This window comes from Amycolatopsis sp. cmx-11-32 (assembly GCF_047608695.1).
GTDB lineage: Bacteria > Actinomycetota > Actinomycetes > Mycobacteriales > Pseudonocardiaceae > Amycolatopsis.
Genome location: NZ_JADNQN010000009.1, coordinates 56,452 through 74,605, shown reverse-complemented (window position 1 = coordinate 74,605; position 18,154 = coordinate 56,452). Strand labels below are relative to the sequence as shown.

General features: G+C 67.4%; 18 protein-coding genes. 9 read left to right on the top strand and 9 right to left on the bottom strand.

Annotated features, from left to right (window positions below; genetic code table 11):
• Positions 1-119 precede the first annotated feature (119 nt).
• From ACM6LR_RS25675 to ACM6LR_RS25660, 4 genes are read right to left on the bottom strand one after another with little or no spacing between them, the layout of a single operon-like run.
• A complete protein-coding gene (locus ACM6LR_RS25675) occupies positions 120-1,424 on the bottom strand; it encodes an FAD-dependent oxidoreductase (protein WP_414938353.1) in 1,305 nt (434 codons plus the stop codon).
• A gap of 19 nt (positions 1,425-1,443) precedes the next feature.
• On the bottom strand, positions 1,444-2,478 hold the full coding sequence (locus ACM6LR_RS25670; RefSeq protein WP_414938352.1) for an NAD(P)/FAD-dependent oxidoreductase: 1,035 nt from the start codon (positions 2,476-2,478) through the stop codon (positions 1,444-1,446).
• Entirely contained in the window at positions 2,478-4,004 is a 1,527-nt protein-coding gene (locus tag ACM6LR_RS25665; RefSeq protein ID WP_414938351.1) for a class I tRNA ligase family protein, read from the bottom strand. Before ACM6LR_RS25665 ends, ACM6LR_RS25670 begins: the two co-directional genes overlap by 1 nt.
• Positions 4,004-5,269 carry a SidA/IucD/PvdA family monooxygenase gene (locus ACM6LR_RS25660; protein ID WP_414944658.1) on the bottom strand — a complete coding sequence of 422 codons (1,266 nt, stop codon included), beginning with the start codon at positions 5,267-5,269 and terminating at the stop codon, positions 4,004-4,006. Before ACM6LR_RS25660 ends, ACM6LR_RS25665 begins: the two co-directional genes overlap by 1 nt.
• Positions 5,270-5,663: 394 nt before the next feature.
• Between ACM6LR_RS25660 and ACM6LR_RS25655 the strand changes: the two genes are divergently transcribed.
• The 6 genes from ACM6LR_RS25655 (at position 5,664) to ddaH (ending at position 10,099) form a co-directional block, all read left to right on the top strand.
• On the top strand, positions 5,664-6,428 hold the full coding sequence (locus ACM6LR_RS25655; protein WP_414938349.1) for a response regulator: 765 nt from the start codon (positions 5,664-5,666) through the stop codon (positions 6,426-6,428).
• 106 nt (positions 6,429-6,534) lie between these two features.
• Entirely contained in the window at positions 6,535-6,936 is a 402-nt protein-coding gene (locus tag ACM6LR_RS25650; RefSeq protein WP_414938348.1) for a cupin domain-containing protein, read from the top strand.
• Positions 6,929-7,252: a hypothetical protein gene (locus ACM6LR_RS25645; RefSeq protein WP_414938347.1), complete on the top strand. Its 324-nt coding sequence runs from the start codon at positions 6,929-6,931 to the stop codon at positions 7,250-7,252. Before ACM6LR_RS25650 ends, ACM6LR_RS25645 begins: the two co-directional genes overlap by 8 nt.
• On the top strand, positions 7,252-8,631 hold the full coding sequence (locus tag ACM6LR_RS25640; RefSeq protein WP_414938346.1) for an FAD-binding oxidoreductase: 1,380 nt from the start codon (positions 7,252-7,254) through the stop codon (positions 8,629-8,631). The genes ACM6LR_RS25645 and ACM6LR_RS25640 overlap by 1 nt, the downstream gene beginning before the upstream one ends.
• Positions 8,628-9,290, top strand: coding sequence for a DUF6875 domain-containing protein (locus tag ACM6LR_RS25635; protein WP_414938345.1), 663 nt, complete (start codon positions 8,628-8,630; stop codon positions 9,288-9,290). Before ACM6LR_RS25640 ends, ACM6LR_RS25635 begins: the two co-directional genes overlap by 4 nt.
• 20 nt (positions 9,291-9,310) lie before the next feature.
• On the top strand, positions 9,311-10,099 hold the full coding sequence (gene ddaH / locus ACM6LR_RS25630; protein ID WP_414938344.1) for a dimethylargininase: 789 nt from the start codon (positions 9,311-9,313) through the stop codon (positions 10,097-10,099).
• Between the two features lie 235 nt (positions 10,100-10,334).
• On the opposite strand, the gene ACM6LR_RS25625 is transcribed toward ddaH, so the two are convergent.
• Complete coding sequence (locus ACM6LR_RS25625) at positions 10,335-11,321, bottom strand: hypothetical protein (RefSeq protein ID WP_414944657.1); 987 nt, start codon at positions 11,319-11,321, stop codon at positions 10,335-10,337.
• 212 nt (positions 11,322-11,533) lie between these two features.
• Between ACM6LR_RS25625 and ACM6LR_RS25620 the strand changes: the two genes are divergently transcribed.
• Positions 11,534-12,169, top strand: coding sequence for a DUF1345 domain-containing protein (locus ACM6LR_RS25620; protein ID WP_414944656.1), 636 nt, complete (start codon positions 11,534-11,536; stop codon positions 12,167-12,169).
• Positions 12,170-12,176: 7 nt separating this feature from the next.
• Here ACM6LR_RS25620 and ACM6LR_RS25615 read toward each other — a convergent pair whose 3' ends face one another.
• Positions 12,177-13,040, bottom strand: a complete 864-nt coding sequence (locus ACM6LR_RS25615; protein ID WP_414938341.1) for a 3-hydroxyacyl-CoA dehydrogenase family protein — start codon at positions 13,038-13,040, stop codon at positions 12,177-12,179.
• A 26-nt stretch (positions 13,041-13,066) separates the two neighbouring features.
• Entirely contained in the window at positions 13,067-13,972 is a 906-nt protein-coding gene (locus ACM6LR_RS25610; RefSeq protein WP_414938340.1) for a hypothetical protein, read from the bottom strand.
• A 194-nt stretch (positions 13,973-14,166) separates the two neighbouring features.
• Between ACM6LR_RS25610 and ACM6LR_RS25605 the strand changes: the two genes are divergently transcribed.
• Positions 14,167-14,376: a hypothetical protein gene (locus tag ACM6LR_RS25605; protein ID WP_414944655.1), complete on the top strand. Its 210-nt coding sequence runs from the start codon at positions 14,167-14,169 to the stop codon at positions 14,374-14,376.
• A 378-nt stretch (positions 14,377-14,754) separates the two neighbouring features.
• Positions 14,755-15,165: a hypothetical protein gene (locus tag ACM6LR_RS25600; protein WP_414938338.1), complete on the top strand. Its 411-nt coding sequence runs from the start codon at positions 14,755-14,757 to the stop codon at positions 15,163-15,165.
• 15 nt (positions 15,166-15,180) lie between these two features.
• On the opposite strand, the gene ACM6LR_RS25595 is transcribed toward ACM6LR_RS25600, so the two are convergent.
• Both ACM6LR_RS25595 and ACM6LR_RS25590 read right to left on the bottom strand, forming a co-directional pair.
• Complete coding sequence (locus ACM6LR_RS25595) at positions 15,181-16,389, bottom strand: peptidoglycan-binding protein (RefSeq protein ID WP_414938337.1); 1,209 nt, start codon at positions 16,387-16,389, stop codon at positions 15,181-15,183.
• 34 nt (positions 16,390-16,423) lie between these two features.
• Complete coding sequence (locus ACM6LR_RS25590) at positions 16,424-16,738, bottom strand: hypothetical protein (protein WP_414938336.1); 315 nt, start codon at positions 16,736-16,738, stop codon at positions 16,424-16,426.
• Positions 16,739-18,154 lie beyond the last annotated feature (1,416 nt).

Genomic DNA, 18,154 nt, shown 5'->3' with positions numbered 1-18,154 from the left:
CACGTACTTCACATTGCGCGGCTTTGAGGCGCAACTCGCGTGCTCAGACGGCGATCACGCGTGATTGGACGGCGAACTCACGCGAGTTCGCCGTTCAAGCACGCGTGATCGCCGTTTCGTCAGCGGCGGAGGCGGTGGAACGCGGCCGCGGCAACCGCAGTGAGCGCGGAGGCACCCAAGTACTTCAGGATCCGGTGCTGGCGGGTGGCACGGTGCTGAGCCTTGGCGTACGGGATGGTCGTGTTGGTGACCATGGCGTGGAGCGGCATCCAGCGGTGGCGGAGCACCTTCTCCAGCAGGGTGTCGCAGGCTCGCTCGAGGCGGACCGCCGGGGAGCGCACGGTGTCGCGGAGTTCGGCGAAGTTGCGGTGGGACATGGCGGCCAGTGCGTCGGTGTTCGGCTTGCGGCGGGCGTAGTAGCGAGCCAGTGCCGCCGGCGTGTCACCGGTGTGGTGAGCGAGGCTGTCCGTCAGCTCCAACGCGTCCTCGAACGCCGAGTTCATGCCCTGCGCCAAGAACGGGTAGACGGCGTGGCAGGCATCGCCGATCAGCACCACCTTGCCCTCGTAGGTCCACGGGGCGGTGCTGACGGTGACGAGGTTGAACGTGGGTTGCCGCAGGAACGTCTCGCCGAGGTCGGGGACCAGCGACAGGACGTCGGGAAAGTACTCACGGAACAAGGACTCCACGTCCGACGCCGTCCGCAGCGAGTCGAAGCCGTGGGTGCCGTGGAACGGGAGGACACAGGAACAGGTGAAGGAACCGTCGCGGTTGGGGTGGGCGAACATCATGATGTCGCCGCGGGGCCAGAGGTGGAAGACGTCGTCGGCCATGCGGTGGGTGCCGTCGGCTGCCGCCGGGATGTGGAGTTCGCGCCAGCCCCATTCGAGGTAGTCCTGCGAGAACTCCGCGCGTTGCTCGTGGTGCATGAACCGGCGGACGGCCGAAAAAGCACCGTCCGCGCCCACCACGACATCCGGCTTCACCACGAGACTCCGGCCGCCAGGGTCCACAAAGGACGCAGACGGCAGGTCCCGGTCCACGCCTGTGCACCGCGTGTCGAACACGAACCGCACACCCGGGACCCGGCAGGCCGCGTCCACCAGCAACGCGCTCAGGTCCTGGCGCTGGATGGCCAGAATGCCGCCCTCGCCATAGGCCGAGAACCGCAGTCCGCCGTCCGGGTTGTGCAGCATCCGTCCGTGCATCGGCACGACGAGCCGCTTCACCTCCTCCGACAACCCCAGGCCGTCCAAGGCCGCCAGGCCGCGCCGGGACAGCCCCAGGTTCATGGACGTCACCGCGCTGGCCGTCTCGCGCGGATCCGGCCTGCGGTCGTACACCGTCACCGCGTGTCCTTGCCTGCCCAGCGAGAGCGCCAGGAACGCGCCAGCCATACCGGCACCCACAATCGTGAACTCCACTACTCACTCTCCTTGTCGTTCACGCACTGACCTTCATGACAGCGGCGAGGATTTCCTTGGCGACGAGCGGCGCGGCGCCGAAACCGGATCCACCGCAGGCCGGCCGGGACCACACCGACGGGCGGACCCGGGTGAGCACCGGCCCACCGGTGACGGGATCGGTCGCGTAATGGCAGTCCCGCACGGCGACCACGGTGTAGTCCGCGACGCCGGTGAAGATCGGCTCGGCGAGCAGCCGATCGGCCCAGGGTTCACGGTCCGGGTCCACAGTGGACACGACCTCCCGGCACACCGCGCCCGAACTGATTTTGAGCAGGGTGCCGCTACCGGGAGGCAGCAGCCAGGCCCGGCGGTCGGCACCGATCCGGCCGACGCCGGGAGCCGACGCCCACCAGCCTGCCAGGTGCCGCGGCGGGCGCAGGTAGACCATCGTCTGGCGGTGCAGCACGACGGGCGGCCCGGTCAGCTCGGTGGCCCACGGCCCGGCCGCGACCAGAACGAGGTCCGCGCCGACGCTGGTGCCGTCGGCCAGCGCCACCCGGTGGTCGTCGACGGCGTCGACGACACATCCCGGCCGCAGCGCCACCGCGGGATGCGCGGCGAGCCACTCGGCGGCCGCCCGCAGGAACCGGTCGGCCAGCAGCACTCCGGCGGCGGGATCGAGCACCCCGCCGTTCCCGGCCGGGAACACCACGGGCGGCAGGTCGTCCGGCGAAACGACGGTCGCGGCCAGTCCCGCCTGCCCCGCGGTGCCGAGTGCCTGCCCGAGCTCGTCCGGGGTGCCCGCGGTGACCACGCCGACCGGCCGGAAGATCCTGGTCCGCAGCAACGCTTCCAGCTCCAGCCAACGACGACGGGCCTCGGCCATCCGCAAGGTGCCGTCGAGGTCGTCCGGGCGCAGCACCCGCAGCACCCGGTGCTGGTCGGACGAGGTCGACGCGGGATTCGGGACGGGACCGCGATCGAGCACGGTGACGCGGTGGCCCGCCCGTGCGCATCCGATCGCGGTCACCAGCCCGGTCACGCCGGCCCCTACGACGACGACCGTGGCCATCAGCCGCTCAGCCGGGGCAGCCGTTTCGGGGTGACCGTCTCCGCGTCCACCTGTCCGGGCAGTGTCGTGTCGGGCAGCGCGGCCTCGGCGAGGTCGATCAGGATCGGCGCGGCACAGCGCAGGAACACGTCCACCTGGTGGCAGAGGTCGCCCGCGGTCTCGGCGGTCACGGTGGCGGCCAGCCGGTCCAGCCTGCCGAGCTGCTCGGCGAGGGTCGACGCCACGGCCGTCACGCTGAAGCGTTCCAGCTCGTACCCGTCGGCGAACCGGTCGGCCATCCGCAGCGCCGTTCGCCTGGCGTCCTCGGAGACCGGCAGCGGACCGTGGTCCACCCATTCGTCGATCACCGCCGCGACCCGGTTCCAGGGTCCGGTCAGCCGCGTTTCGCTGACCCGGAGCAAGGCCTCGTGGGTGAAGTCGGTGCGCTGGTACTCGGGACTGGTGGCGCAGAGGTGGAACCGGATGAGATCACGCGGCACCTCGGCGGCCAGCTCGCGGCCGGACACGACGTGCCCGCGGCTGGTGGAGAACTTCTCGTTGGCCAGTTCGTAGAACTCATTGGTGATGTACCGCGACGGCAGCACGTGACCGCCCATCGCGGTGAGCATGGCCGTGCCCACGATCGCGAACGGGTAAGTCGCGTCCAGACCGAGGAAGTACACCACGGTCGAGCCGGACTCCGTGTGCCACAGTTCGTCGTCGGTGGCCAGTACCGCGCCGCGGTTCTCGGCGGCGAGGGCGGTGGTGAACATGCTCCACGGCATGCCCTCCATATGCGGGTAGATCACCTGCCCGGTCACTTCGGGGAACGGCGCCGGGATGCCCCACGACGTCGGTTGCGTGATCGGGAAGTCCGGCAGGGGCCCCGCCAGCGCGGACTCGATCAGCTGGGCCATGCCGGGCCGCATCGGGGTGCGGGCGAAGTACGCCTCCAGCTCCGCGCGGTACCGCTCCACCGGGAAGACGAGGATGTCCGCCTCGCGATATTCCAGCGGCTCTTCCGGACGCAAGGTCGAACGCGGGCCGATCAGATCGCCGGGAGCGACCGGCAGCCCGCAGCTCTCGCAGATCCCGGCGTACCCGTCGGCGAGGCAGAACGGGCACCCACCGGTGACATAGGCGTCCATCAGGTACTCGCCGGTGCTCGGCAGGTACGGGAAGCGGACTGTGCGCAGCTCCAGTGCGCCCATGCCGTGCAGGCGGTCGTAGAAGTCCATGACCAGCTTGGTGAACCGGTCACCGATGCAGCCGAATCCGTCGACCTCGATCCCCATCGCGGCCAGGGTCTGCCGAACCTGTTCCGCGGAGCGCTCCCGCAGGTCTTCCGGTGCCACGCCGAGCCGCGCGGCCGCGGTGACGATGTAGTTCTGCGTGAAGTGCATGCCGGTGCCGTACAAGGCTTCTCTGCCGGTCGCGCGGGCGTACCGGGTGCAGACGTCCGCGGCGAGGAAGGGCCCGGCGAGGTGGCCGAGGTGCAGGTCGCCGTTCGCCGTCGGTGCCGGCGAGATCACCACCAGCCGGTTCATCAGGCGGTCCTCGACTCGACGGCGCCGCGGCGGGCGAGCAGATCGCCGACGATGTCACGGGAACGGTGGGCCAGCACGCTGATCAGCGAGTCGGCGATACCGTGCGTGGCCTCGTTGATGCCCTGCAGATACACCGCGCCCCAGGCGGAGTCGCCGAGGTCGACCCGGTAGCAGCGGCTGACCGAGATCTCGGACAGCCCGACGCGGTCGGCCAGGTCGCGAACCATCGCGGGCATCCGCTGGTCGAAGCCGGTGCCGAGGAGCACCAGGTCGCAGTGGAGCGGCTCGACCTTGCCGCTGGTCCGGTCGCGCAGGTCGAGCACGACCTCGTCGTCTTCGATCCTGGCGCCGACCACCTCGGTCAGAGTCCGCACCTCCGAACGCTGCTGGCCGATGCCGCGCTGCTGATAAAGCGTGGTGTAGATGTGGTCGAGGAACGGCGGGGCCGCGCCGGCGTAGTTCGTCAGGCGCATCTCGTCCAGCACCTGCTGGCGGATCTCGGGCGGGCTGTCGTAGAAACGATCGACGAACGACGGGAAGAACAGCTCGTTGACGAACTTGCTGGTCTGGTAGTTCTGCGGGCCGATGGACCGCACGATCATGGTCCGGGTGCTGTTGGGCAGGTTGTCGTGCAGTGCCATGAACATCTCGGCCGCGCTCTGCGCCCCGCCCACCACGACGGCGCGCAGCGGCGCGTCCGCGGGCAGCTGCGCGATCCGGCGCCGGTACTGGGCACTGTGGATGAGTCTGTCGGACGGCAGACCGGAAAAGACGTCGGGAACGTGCGTGTCGCGGCCGCCACCCACGACCAGATCACGGCAGCGGATCGTGTCCCCGCCGGTGAGCGTGGCGATCCAGCCGGTGATCGACCCGTCGGCGCCACGTGCGGGTTCGATGCTCTGAACCTTCGCGTCGTAACGGATCCGGACCTGATCCAGCGACTTCGCGACCCATTGCAGGTAGTCGGAGAACTCCCAGCGGAACGGGTGGAAGGTGCCGAGGTTGACGAACTCGTCGAGCCGGTTCTGGTCGTGCAGGAAGTTGAGGAAGGAGAACTTGCTGCGCGGATTGCGCAGAGTCACCAGATCCTTCAGGAAGGAGACCTGGCTGCGTGCCCACGGCATCAGCAGATCGCGTTGCCATTTGATGTCCGGACTCTGCTCCAGCAGCAGCGTCTGCTCGGCCAGCTCCGGGTTCCCGGACTCCTCGATGGCCACCGCGAGCGCCAGGTTCGCCGGTCCGGCCCCGATTGCCAGCAAACCCACCTGTATTTCAGTCACAGATACACCCCGTTCGTCCAGAATAGGATTCCGATACTAAAGACCGGCATTTCCCCGGCGACAGGGTCGGCTTTCCCGAGAACCGGGGAACCTCACCGAGAATTCCCCGTGAACCGGGAAGTTCTCCCCTTTCCACCGGGAGAACACACCGGACCACCGTGCACGCTCCGCCGGTCCTTGTCCGAGACTCGGTGCGGCAGATTGACCTTGCCCTCGTTGATCGGGGACTCCCCCGTTCAGCGGCTTAATTGATCGCGATCAATTAACCATAACGGTCATACGGGTCCGTTCGATATCCAGTACATACGCTCGCCTTCATTGCACTTCACTGAACGGAGCCGAGCGAGCGGGCTCAGTAGCGGCAGGCATAAGGGGAAAGATGAATCTGCACGCCAGTAACGGCAACACCGCTCGGTTATGGCCGGTCGAACGTCCCGACCGGCGGCACACCGCGATCCTGCTGTCCGACCACACCACGGGTGAAGAAAACGGCGACCCCGCGCCGCTGACCGTTCTGATCGCCGACTCCCAGCCCGCGGTCCGCCATCAGGTCCGATCCGCACTCGAACTCGCCGGTGGCGTCGCCGTCGTCAGCGAGACGGCCACGGCGAACGCGACGATCGCCGAAGCCTTCCGGCACCAGCCGGACGTACTGGTCATCGATCCGCGGCTCGGCGAGTTCGCGAACGTCGACGTGCTGAGCCGGGTGTCGCGAGTCGCACCGGAAACCAAGGTACTGGTACTGAGCGCGGTCGATGACGACACCGCCATCAGGGCGGCGATTCAGGCAGGCGCGCGCGGCTATCTGATCAAGGGCGCCGATCCGGACCAGGTCGTCCGCGGTGTGCAGGTCGTGGGGGCGGGTGAAGCGATCGTCGGGAAGGCGATCGCTGTCCGGTTCAGCGCCTTGATGCGGTCGGCAGCCGGGCTGGAGCCGTACCCGTTTCCCCAGCTGACGACCAGGGAACGGGAGGTGCTCGACCGCATCGCCGCCGGCAAGTCGAACTCGGCCATCGCACGTGAGCTCGCACTCGCGCCGAAGACCATCAGCAACCGCGTTTCCGCGGTCTTCGGCAAACTCGGGGTAGCCGATCGCGCACAGGCGATAGTGCTGGCGCGGGACGCCGGCCTCGGGCGCGGCTGATTCACCGCCGATCGGGAATAGTTCCCCTATTCCCGGGAAGCAGGCCGAACATAGCCTCGATCAGCACCGAACGCCCGGCAAGAAAACACGCTGATCGGAGTGGGTTGTGACTGACCTGGACCAAGCTGCCGTCGACATCCGCAGGCTGGAGCACGAGAACCTGACGCGGGCCTACGGATTGGACATGAAGCTGCTCTATCCGTGGAACGGTTTAACAGCACCGTTTCGAGGAGCTTGGTGCGTGCTGCGCCCTGGTGACGTATCGGTTTCCCACGCTCATCACGAGCACGAGATCTTCATCGGAATGGCAGGGAGCGCCGAGGTGGTCACCGAGGGCGAACGGCACAGGTTCGGGGCAGGAGACCTCGTGTTCTTGAAGCCGGGGATCGAACACAACCTCGTCAACGACCACGACGAGGACTTCTCCTACTACGCGATCTGGTGGGACCGTGCGATGTCGGACGAGTTCGTCGCCGCCGAGATCGACCGGGCCGAGTCCCATGATTGATTACGACGGGCGGAAATTCCGCAAAGCGGGCGGCGATGCCAACGCGATCGCCGTCTACCGGCAAGAAGGCGATGTCGTCTGGGCCGAGTTCGCCGGCGGTGACGTGCGACGCGGATCGATCGCGGGCACCCAGCGGGAAAACGGGGCCCTCCATCTGGGTTACACGATCGTGCTCGCCACCGGTGAGGTGATCTGCGGGCACACGGTGAACACGCCGGAGGTGGCCGAAGACGGCCGCATCCGGTTACGGGAGGCGTGGGAACGCTACGGCCCGCACGCCGCCACCGGCGTTTCCTACCTCGACGAGGTGAGCTAGTGTCCCGCAACCCTTCCGACGCGGACTGGCGACGCCTCGACCTCGCCGTGGCAGGCCGGGTGCGGCGCCCCGGCGAGGCCGGATTCCGCGAAGCCAGTGTGCCGTTCAACAAGCGGTTCGCCGGAATCACCCCCACCGGTGTCGTGTCCGTGGCGAACACCGCGGACGTGCGGACCGCCCTCGAATGGGCACGCGATACCGGCGTCGACGTCGTCGCGCGTAGCGGAGGGCACAGCTACGCGGGACATTCGGTCAACACCGGCCTCGTTATCGACCTCAGCGCGATGAACACCGTGACCGCCAACGGTTCGACCGGCCTCGTGACAGCCGGAGGCGGCGCGCGGATGGCAGACGTCTATGCCGCCATCCGACCCCACGAGATGGCGTTCGCACTGGGCAACGGCGCCTCGGTCGGCATCTCGGGCCTCACCCTCGGCGGTGGTTGCGGAGCCACCTCACGCGTGCTCGGGCTCACCGCGGACGCGCTGGTGGCGACCACGGTGGTGACCGCGGACGGACAACTGCTGCGGTGCGACGCGAACACCAACGCCGACCTGTTCTGGGCCTGCCGCGGTGGTGGCGGCGGGAACTTCGGCATCAACGTGTCGTTCACCTATCAGGCGACGCCGGTCACCGACTGCGCCAGCTACTTGCTGTTGTGGGACCGCGCGGACGCGTCGAAGGTCTTTTCGGTGCTGCAGGAGACCGTGCGGCAGGCACCGGACGAGTTCGCGACCAGGATCGGGGCAAGCAGCACAGGCGGGTCGGCACCCGTCGTGTCGGCCATCGGGCAATATTTCGGACCTGTCAGGGAGTTGCGGGAGATTCTCGACCCCGTCCTGTCGGTGGCCAAGCCGATCCGCATGGATCTCGCCGGCCGGACCTACTGGCAGGCCCAGGACGACATGCTGCACGGGACCGCCGAAGGCGCGTTCGCGGTACGGACCAACATCCTCACCCAGCCACTGCCCGACGAGGCCATCGCCACGATGCTCTCGTCCGTCGATCGCCTGCCCCGCAGCGGAAACCCGGACGGTGGCGGCGCGGCCCTGTTCTCCTGGGGTGGCGCGATCAACCGGATGGGCGCGACCGAGACCGCGTTCGCCCACCGGAACGCGATGTTCCTGCTGTCCATGGACACCTCGTGGGCCGAGAACGACGAGCCCGCCGTGGCCGACGCCAATCTCCGCTGGCTGGAGGACCTGGGGAACGTGATGTCGCCATACGTCTCCGAAGGCGCTTTTCAGAACTTCATCGACCCTGACCTCGTGGACTGGCGCACCGCCTACTACGGCGTCAACTATCCACGGCTGCGGGAAATCAAGAAGCGGGTCGACCCGGACGGCGTCTTCACCTTCGCGCAAAGCATCGGATCATGACAGGCGACAACAAGGTTCTCATCTGGACGGCGGCCGAGGTCGAGAACGGCGCCGCTCCGGCGGAGCATCTACCGTATGTCCGGGAAATCCTGGCGTGGGCGGGCCGCTATCTGGTCTCTCCGAACCCGGAACTTGGCCGGAACGGCCCGGTGTGCCCCTACACCCAGCCTTCACTCCACAAAGGACTTTTCTATCTCGCGTCCCTGACCGCCACGAACGGCGAGACGGACATAAGAGACGCGATCCAGAGCCTGCGCTCGTGGTACGAGCGGCTGTCGAACCGGATCTCGCCGTCGGACCGAGAGCTGCTGACGATCCTGCTCGTGCTGCCGCAACTGGACTACGACGATTCGACCGCGCTGGACGACCTGCAGCGCGAGGCGAAGGACACGTTCGTCGCCGACGGCCTGATGATCGGGCAGTTCCACCCGGTCTGCGACCAGCCAGGGCTGTGGAACGAAAAGTTCAAAGCGCTGCGCGCCCCGGTACCGCTGCTGGCCATCCGCAAGCTGGTCGCCTTCGACCTGCCGTTCCTGATGGACAACGCGGTGCACGCAGAGAGCTACTTCCGGCGGTTCGCCCCGGACATCCCGCCCCGCATCCGCGGCCAGCTGGTCAAGCGGTTGGCGGGCAACGAAAAGTCCCTGCAGACGGCCTGAAACACCTCGGGAGTACACCAATGCGGCACTATCTCATGGTCAGGCCGAGTCACTTCGATGTCGAGTACTCGATCAACCCGTGGATGGATCCCGGCAAACCCACCGACACGCGGCTCGCGATCACCCAGTGGGAATGGCTGCGCGACCTTTACCTCGAACTGGGCCACCGCGTGGACCCGCTCGATCCGGAGCCGGGTCTTCCGGACATGGTGTACGCGGCCAACGGTGCCACCGTGGTGAACGGCCGGGTGCTGGTCGCGCGTTTCCACCATCGGCACCGCCGCCGGGAGTCCGCAGCGTACCTGAAGTGGTTCACCGAACACGGCTACCGCGATGTTCAGCAGGCCCGGTGGCCCAACGAGGGCGAAGGCGACTTCCTCGTCGCGGGATCCCGAATCCTGGCGGGTACGGGCTTCCGAACCGATCCCCTGGCGCACGAAGAGGCAGCGGAATTCTTCGGTATCCCGGTGGTGGGGCTGACCCTGACCGACCCGCGCTACTACCACCTGGACACCGCGCTGACCGTCTTGGACGAAGACCTGATCATGTACTTCCCGGATGCGTTCACCGAGGAAAGCCGGCGGCGGCTCGAGGACCTCTACCCGGACGCCATCACCGCCTCGGCCGCCGACGCCGCGGCATTCGGCCTGAACGCGGTCTCCGACGGGCGGCACGTCATCCTGCCGCAGGCCGCCACGGGGCTGATCGCACAACTGCGGGAGCGAGGCTTCGAGCCGATCGGCGCCGATCTGTCGGAACTGCTCAAGGGCGGCGGGAGCGTCAAATGCTGCACGCTGGAACTACGGTGACGGCGGCGGTGGGTCGTGGGTGATAAGGACGGCCGTCGGGGTAAGGCCATGGTGGCGTCGGTTGAGGGGGTGTGTGGGTTCCGGGTCATCTGACGTCCCGAAATCCACACAGTGAGGGACGCGGTCAGGCAACGGGACCGGTCACCCGCATCGCGCTCGGACACGACACCTTTCCGTGCCTCTCAAGAGAACCGTCCTTACCACTCACGAGCCTTCAGCCCACCGCTGTCCCCGCTCAGACGTCGGTGTACCAGTGCACGGCGATCGTGCCGCGGTTCGCGACCCGGTGTTGTGCCTCGACCCCGACCCAGCCGCGGAACCGGCCCGAATCGTCGATCACCTGCAGTTGCGGCTTGAGGTGCGAGCCGCCGTTGTAGCACTTGCTGTCACCCTGCAGCAGACAGGTGCAGAAGTGCTCGTAGAAGTTCTTCCGCCCGCCCTCGGAGGCCATGTAGTACCGGATGGCCCTCTTCTCACCGGGCTTGCAGGCCGTGCAGGCGGTCGAATTCGGGTCGGTGATCTCGACGGCCGCGCTCAGGCAGTTGTCGTTGCACTCCTTCCACTGCGGCAACGAAAGGTTGATCCCGGAGGTGCCGGTACCGGAGTACAGCTTCCCCGTCTTCACGTCATAGGCGTTGTACGCGTAGCGGCCCGGGTAGTGCTTCTTCGGCATTTCCTTCAACGGCACGGAAACGGTGGTGCGGACGTTGCTGCCGTAGCCCTGGCCCACGTTCGCGCCGTAGCTTGAGCCGGTCAGGGAGATCACGGCGATCCCGGTCTCCGGACTGGCGACCGTCCAGGCCTCGGTGGAGCCGTTGTCCCAGGTGATGGCGAGTTTGGAGCCGGTGGTGGTGTACTTCCCCCTCAGCTCCTTGACCTCGGCCCCGGCCTGGAACCCGCCGGCGGTGTGGATCTGGCAGTTGTCACAGCCCGCCGAGGTGCTGCGGATGGTCGCCGCCGGGTACCCGATGCTCCAGCTCCAGAACCAGAAAGCCTCCCGCACGGTGCCGTCGGGGTCGAAGTAGTACATCGCCAGCCGCGAGAACTCCTTGCCCGTCGGCGTGGTTCCGGTCGGCGCCACCTGTCCGATCGTGACCGCGTAACTCTCCTTGCCCCCTGGCCTCTCCACCACCGCCGACGCGGTGCCGGGCAGCGCCACCCCGGTCAGCGCGAAAATCCCCAGTACGACGAGCCACGACCGCAGCGGCCTGCGTCTCGGCACCGTCCCTCCCGATGCTCCCGCACGCGCCGCTTGCCGAGTGACGTTCATGGCTCCCCTCTCGTTGCCGGCGTCGCCCGGCCGGTCCGGACCCGCCCGCGACTACCACGCCCGGCGTATCGCCCCGCGTTGCCGGTCGGTCACCCATATCACCCGAATGGGCCCCGAAGGCGGGCCGCGGATGCCTTCTGCCCGCCCCGGCTACGGTGTGGCTCATGAAGAGTCAAAAGCCTCTGTCGGCGGTCACGCGGCTCGCTGTCGCCGTGGTCGTCGGAGCGGTGATCGGCGTGCTCGTCGCCGTGGTGGCGCACGGATCGCTCGGTGTCCTGGTGGGAATCGCCGTCTCGGCGGCGGTCTTCGTCCTCGCGGGCTGGACGGTGCTGTGGCCGCTGGACGCCGCCGCCACCCAGCGGAACGCCCGCCGTGAGGACTTCCGGCCCGTCACCGAAGAACTCGTCATCGTCGCCGCGGCCCTCAGTGGCCTGGTCGGCGTGGTGGGGCTGCTGGTCTTCGGGAATTCCAGCAGCGGGGACGCGACCGCGGCCACCGCGCTGGGTGGCGTGTTCATGGCCTGGGCAGGCCTTCACCTGATGTACGCCACCCGCTACGCGCACCTCTACTACTCGGCGCCGGAAGGTGGGATCGATTTCAATTCGGACGATCCCCCGACCTACCGGGACTTCCTCTACTTCAGCTACAACCTCGGCATGACCTACCAGGTGTCGGACACCGCCGTCTCGAGTTCGACGATCCGAGCCGTCGTGCTGAGGCACACTCTGCTGTCCTACCTGTTCGGCACCGTCATCCTGGCCACCACGATCAACCTGGTGGCCGGGGTCGTCACCGGCTGAAAGTCCATTACGGATAGGTGTAGAAACCCTCGCCGGTCTTGACCCCGAGTTTGCCGCCGTCGACGTACTTGTGCAGCAGTTCCCGGGGGCCGGTTGGCAGGTCCGGGTTTTCCTCCGCGTAGTGGTTTTCGATGTCGAGCACGACATCCAGCCCGACCTGGTCCATCATCTGGAACGGTCCGACGGGCATATGCCAGTTGATCCGGAACATCCCGTCCACGTCCTCGGGGCGGGCGACGCCCTCGGCGACGACCGCCAACGATTCCCGTTTGATGGCCGCCCAAATGCGGTTGAAGATGAACCCCACGCTCTCCTTGCGCGCCTCGAACGGGTGAATGTCGAACTCGGGAAGCACCGACAGCAGGGTGTCCAGCAAGCCGCGGTCGGTCTCGCCGTCGGACATGAGATCGACGGCCGGGGAGCCGGGCGGCATGTAGAAGTGCATATTGCACAGCCGGGACCTGTCCCGTACCTTCTCGGCCATCTCCCGCGAGGGGTAGGACGATGAGTTGGTGGCGAAGATCGTGTCCGCGGGCGCCGCCTCGTCGATCTGACCCCACAGGGGGATCTTGATGTCCAGCCGTTCCGGTACCGCTTCGACGACCAGCCAGGCACCGTCGAGGGCTCCTTCCACCGAGGTCACGGCTTCCGCGCGGCCGACCTCGCCGTGGCCACGCTCGGCCACCACGTCCGGCAAGGTCCGGGCCACATAGTCGACCGCCGCGGCGCCCTGCTCGGCACTCGGGTCGTAGATCCGCACCGTTCCTCCCCGAGAGGCGAACATCAGCGCGATCCGCCGTCCCAGCGTCCCCGCACCGAACACGGCCACCGGGCGATCGCGGATGTCCTCGAAGTCCTGGGTGTACGCCATGGCGATCCGGCCTCTCGTTCCTTTGTTCAGTCACTGATTCCGGCGATCCCGGTGACCGGTTCGCCCAGCTCGGCGAGGACACGCGAACCGCTGCCCTGCCCTTCCGGTAGCGCTACGGCGGAGATCCGCCCGCCGAGATCGGACACGTACGCGATCCCGGCTTCGTCGTCCACGGCCAGGCCGATCGCCTCGTGGAAGCCGTCGGCGAGAATCCGCGGCGCGGCGCCCCGCCGACCGGGGGCCGGGATGGGCGCGCGATTGAGCGTGTTCCCGTCCGGCGCGGCACCTCGGTCTGTCCAATAGAGCCAGTCGTCGCGGATCTCCAGGTCGATCGGTTCCGGGAGGTGCTCCCACAGCACCTCGGCATCCTGGCGATCCGACGCGGTGGCCCCGTCCGGAATCTCCAGTCCTGCCCGGAAGATCCGGCCCTGTCCGCCTTTCGCCCGCCCCTTCTGCGTCCAGTACAGATACCCGGCGGCGGGATCGACGGCGACGCCGACACACTCCTGCCGTCCGGTGGAATCGCGGCTGTTCACCACGAGGTCGGTCAGCCCGGTCCCGTCCACCCGCACACGGCTCACCCGGCAGCCCTCACGGTCTCCCCAGTACAGGGTCTCGGCTCCGTCGGACACCAGCTGCTTGCCGGTGGTGATCGACCCGTCCGGAACCACGTCGCGCGCGCCACCGCCGTCGAGGCCCACCCGGTGCAGCCCGCCGTCTCGCCGCGAGTAGTCCAGGCTCTGTTCCCCGGTCGCCCCTGGTATCCGAGCGGGAGTCCCCATCGTGGTCCAGTAAACGACGCCACCCAGCACCACGACGCCGTCAGGAAACGCCCCGGCTCGCTCGTGGAGGGTCGTCACGTGTCCGTCCGGGACACTGACCCGGTAGAGCGAACCCGACCCGATTCCCAAGGCGACCATCGCTCCGAACACCGTGAACACCTCCTCCCTTTCGTCGTCAGGCCGTTGCCGGGGCAAGGACAACACACATCGGTACTCCCCGCATGTCGTCGGTCACCGGATAGAACGCGCGTGCCCGGCCGCGGTCGGGCACGCTGCACTCGATCGGTGAAACCCTCGGTGCCGGGAAAGCGAACGGCGAACTTTTCGACCGGACCCGCGAACGCGTGCTCGCCACCGCCGAGGCTCTCGACAGAATGCTGAACGAACGCGACCCCGGCAGCCCGCTGCGTCAACGGCGAGAACTGCAACGCCTTCTCGTCGACGCGCAACAGAACGCGCTCCTCGACGCCCGTTCCGGTGGCACCTACAGCTCACACACCCTCGAACGCGCACAGAACTTCATCGACGACCAAGCGGCGCGCTTCACCTCGTGACGGGCCGCCGACCTTATCGTGACCCAGTGCCGGGCTCGTAAGTGGTAAGGACGGTTCTGGCCAAGTGCCTACTGCGGTGCGCGGGTGGCGGTTTCACGTGACTGGCGGGGCAACTCGCGTGAAGGGATGGACGACACGCGTGTCCAGAAGGACGACTCGCCGCACAGCCCGGCCGCGCGCGTGTCGTCCGTCCCGTCACGCGTGTGGTCCCTCGGTCCTGACGACAGATAGTCCCATATTTTATATACAGCGCATTCAAGCTGTGCCGGGCCTGCCCGAAGTCAGGACTGGACTCACCCCACGCGGTAGCATCACCGGGGCCAGCTGGTGCGGTCACCGCCGTCGACCGGATCGCTGCCCGCTATTGGGAGGTAGCTGATGTACACCCCGTCCACACGGTCCTTTCCGGTATCGCTGAACCCGGGCGACCCCGTCCGGGAAGCGGCGTTCCAGGCCGCCACCGCACGGCTCGACGAGTTCTTCGGCGATCGTGTCCGGGTGGAGGTGGAACGTCTCGACCGCATCGGTCCCTGGGTGTTCCTGCAGGGAACGATGCGCACCACCGACAGCGGCCGTCCGTACTACGCCGGCACCGTCTACGAGGCACGCCGCGCCGACGGCGTCATGTCCGACGTCTACGTCGCCCTGCTCAAGAAGACCGACGAAACAAGTGCCGACAACGACGCGCGGTCCTGGCGCTTGTCCGCCTACGCGGTCGGCCCGACTGACGTAGCCTGGCTGACCTGGCCGGACGAGCACGAGGTACCGCGCGCGTTGTTCGGTTTCTGACTTCCGCTAACCGGCTCAGGTCGGCGGGGTGAGGATCTTGACGAGGCCTCCCCCGCCACCCATGCTGATCTTCTGCGAACCGTCGGGATTGACGTTGTTCGAGCCGATGAACTGACCGTCTCCCGCGTACAGCACGACGTGCCCGCCGCCGTTCGAGATCACCACGTCGCCGGGTTTCGCCTCGGAGAGCGGCACCGACTTCCAGCCGTCCGCCTCGAGGTTGGCCGTCAGGCCCGCGACCGAAGCGCTGGCCTGGTTCTTGTCGATCAGGCCGGACGCCTCCAGACAGCCGGAGACGAAGTTCGCGCAGTTGACGTTGTTGGGCACCCATGACTGCATCGCGGGCAACTCGCCGCTGCCCTTGAGGTCACCGGCGTTGCGACCGAGGAATTGCTCGGCGATCTTGGCCGGGTTGTCGCCCTGGGCGTCGATCGGCTTGGCAGTCCTGCCATCACCCTGAACCCCGGCGACACCACCACCACCGCCGCCACCTCCACCGCCGCCGTCCCCGCCACCACCGTGCTGGATGGGACCCCCGACCCGGGAATCGACGGGACTCGCGTGGACGCTCGACGCCGTGGTCTGGCCCGTGTCGGCGGGCACCAACTCCAGGAAACCGCCCTCGATCTCCAGGCCGAGCGGCTTGAGAAGGTCGTCGATCTGCTTCTCGGCGTCGTTCAACGCCCGCTCGATCTCGTCCTTCTTGCCGTTGGAGTCCTTCTCGTTCAACTGCCGAAGCCGTTCGATGTCGGTCGCGGCGGCGGCGATCTCGTTCTCGTCTTCGGAGCTGTTCTTCCGCTTCCTGGCCGCGCCGATCAGGGCGCGGTTGTCCGCGTCCTTGTCGTTCGCTTCCTGCGCGAGTTGCGTGACCTTCTTCTTGACGTCGTCCAGGATCTCGGACACACGCTGAAGGATGTTCTTGGCCGCCTCGGCCTTGTCGCTGACCTTGTAACTCGCCTTGACGAGCTTTTCGAGGTGCTCGGCGACGGCGTCGGCGTCTTTGCCGTCCCATTCGCGCAGGACGTCCTCGCGGAAGACCTTGAGATCGTCTCCGAGATCATTGGATCGGGTGGCGGCTCCGCCGACCTTCACCGCCTGGTCGTTGACCGCGCTCGAGTTGAGCTTCTGTGTCTGTTGGGCGTGCTTGTCGATGGCGTCCATCGACTTCGGACGGTCATGCGACGGGTCGTCAAGCTCACCCAGATTGGGTTCTGTGGTGGTCATCGGTAATTCCCCTGGTCCCCGTCCTCAGTCCGAATCAATCCCGCTCGCGTTTGCCGTTACCGAGGACGTGTACACCCTCGGCCTCATCGTTCCGCATGCGCTCGGCGGCTTTGGCCAGCGCTTCGGAAGCGGCGTCGACGAGTTTCGCGGCGGCAGCCATCTCGGCGTTCACGCCGCTGTAGAACTTCTGGGTCGTCTTGCCCGCGTTGCCCGCGTTGCCCAGGTCGCCGTACGCGCCTCCGGGATCACCGTTCCCCAAGTCCGTGCTCGTCTTGCTGTAGCCGTCCTTGAGCCCGCCGACCTTCTTGGCCAGCGCGGCGATCTGCTCTGGATCGAATCGGCGAGTCATGAGTGATCCCTCCAGTCTCGGCGTCTGCGCCCGTGGTTTACCCGACCATGCTGCCCTACCCGCACAGCCTATGAGCTCCCAGCCACCCATGCGCGCGTTTCCCGAAACATGATGACGACGTTTCGTGTATATCGACGCATCCGACCGCGCCTCGGTTCCCCCGAAGTCGGACACAGTCCGGGGAGCCCCTGACGAGCGCATCACCCACACGGGGGGCCGGCGTTGCGGGAGGCGCGGGCACGCGGTGAGCAAAGCCCGGCTCGGCAATCATCGGCCACGGAACCGGAGGGGCGGACGCGACGGCCGGTCTGTGATGCGGTGGGCCGCCCTGACGACTGGCGGATGGACCGCGTGATCGTCAACGGCCGGCCCGCGTTCGCTCGTGAGGGTGGGCGCGCCCAGGTTTCGAGACCGACCTGACCTCACGACCCTGACAGCCATCGAAACACTGCCACCGGACTCATCCGAGTCTCGCGCCAGGAAGGTGATACAGGAGGGCTGAGTGGGGGTGGTCGGGCCGAGACCGGTGAAACCTCGGGAACCCGGCTCAGCGCGGCGGCAGCCTGCCTGCCTGCCATCGAGTTGGCCAGGCCGATGGCCAGGTCACACAGTCTTTCCGAGCCGATGTTCTCCTTAATCTCCACGGTCACGTCGGCCAACTCGACCCGCTCGCCGTTCACCGGGTCCGGCACCCGATAAGCCCGGTGCACGATCGTGATCTCGCAGCCGGTGTCGCCATCTCCCTCTTTCTTGCCTGGTTGGACGAAGGCGTTCCGGGAACCGGCTTTGCTCTGTTTACCGTTCGGCCCGTCGGTATGGGGACGACCGCGAAAGAATTCGACGGTTATCCGAAGCGGCGAGTGTTCCCAATAACAGGTCCACTGACCGAAGTCCGGCTCCGGCTTGGCCCCCTCGCTCCCGAGGACCGCGGCCGTCTCGGACGGCCCGAGCAGGTCGCACGCGTTCAGACCGCGCAGTGAGTTCCCCGGCGCCGGGGCCCGGCGAGGTCGCTCGCTTGTCCAAGTGCCTGGCGAGACACCGACCTCGTGTCCGTCCGGCATCCAGATGTACCGCGAGCACTCACCGTCCTCCTGAGCCGGCCGCTGGATGGGCCCGAGCCTGCCCATCCGGTGAGCAGGCGGCGGGGGATCCAGTACACCTCGCAGTTCCACCCGCACCTCGGCGACATCATCGACGCCCGGCCCGATCCCATGGTGCCGATCTGAGATCCGCTCTCGGCCGGGCGCACCCCGGCAGTGGGGCACGCCAAGCGAATCCGGCCGCGAACCCCAACGCCAGCGTCATCACCACACCGAGACAGGCGAGGAGCATCCGCGTCGAGACCGTCGGGCGGCGGCGTTCAGGCCCTACCAGGACGCCGGAGGCAAAGCGTCTCAGGAGGTGGGCGATGGAATG

Coding starts and splice junctions, on each gene's coding strand:
- ACM6LR_RS25670 (WP_414938352.1), bottom strand. CDS start 2,478: ATGGCCACGGTCGTCGTCGTAGGGGCCGGCGTGACCGGGCTGGTGACC.
- ACM6LR_RS25665 (WP_414938351.1), bottom strand. CDS start 4,004: ATGAACCGGCTGGTGGTGATCTCGCCGGCACCGACGGCGAACGGCGAC.
- ACM6LR_RS25655 (WP_414938349.1), top strand. CDS start 5,664: ATGAATCTGCACGCCAGTAACGGCAACACCGCTCGGTTATGGCCGGTC.
- ACM6LR_RS25645 (WP_414938347.1), top strand. CDS start 6,929: ATGATTGATTACGACGGGCGGAAATTCCGCAAAGCGGGCGGCGATGCC.
- ACM6LR_RS25635 (WP_414938345.1), top strand. CDS start 8,628: ATGACAGGCGACAACAAGGTTCTCATCTGGACGGCGGCCGAGGTCGAG.
- ddaH (WP_414938344.1), top strand. CDS start 9,311: ATGCGGCACTATCTCATGGTCAGGCCGAGTCACTTCGATGTCGAGTAC.
- ACM6LR_RS25620 (WP_414944656.1), top strand. CDS start 11,534: ATGAAGAGTCAAAAGCCTCTGTCGGCGGTCACGCGGCTCGCTGTCGCC.
- ACM6LR_RS25615 (WP_414938341.1), bottom strand. CDS start 13,040: ATGGCGTACACCCAGGACTTCGAGGACATCCGCGATCGCCCGGTGGCC.
- ACM6LR_RS25600 (WP_414938338.1), top strand. CDS start 14,755: ATGTACACCCCGTCCACACGGTCCTTTCCGGTATCGCTGAACCCGGGC.
- ACM6LR_RS25595 (WP_414938337.1), bottom strand. CDS start 16,389: ATGACCACCACAGAACCCAATCTGGGTGAGCTTGACGACCCGTCGCAT.
- ACM6LR_RS25590 (WP_414938336.1), bottom strand. CDS start 16,738: ATGACTCGCCGATTCGATCCAGAGCAGATCGCCGCGCTGGCCAAGAAG.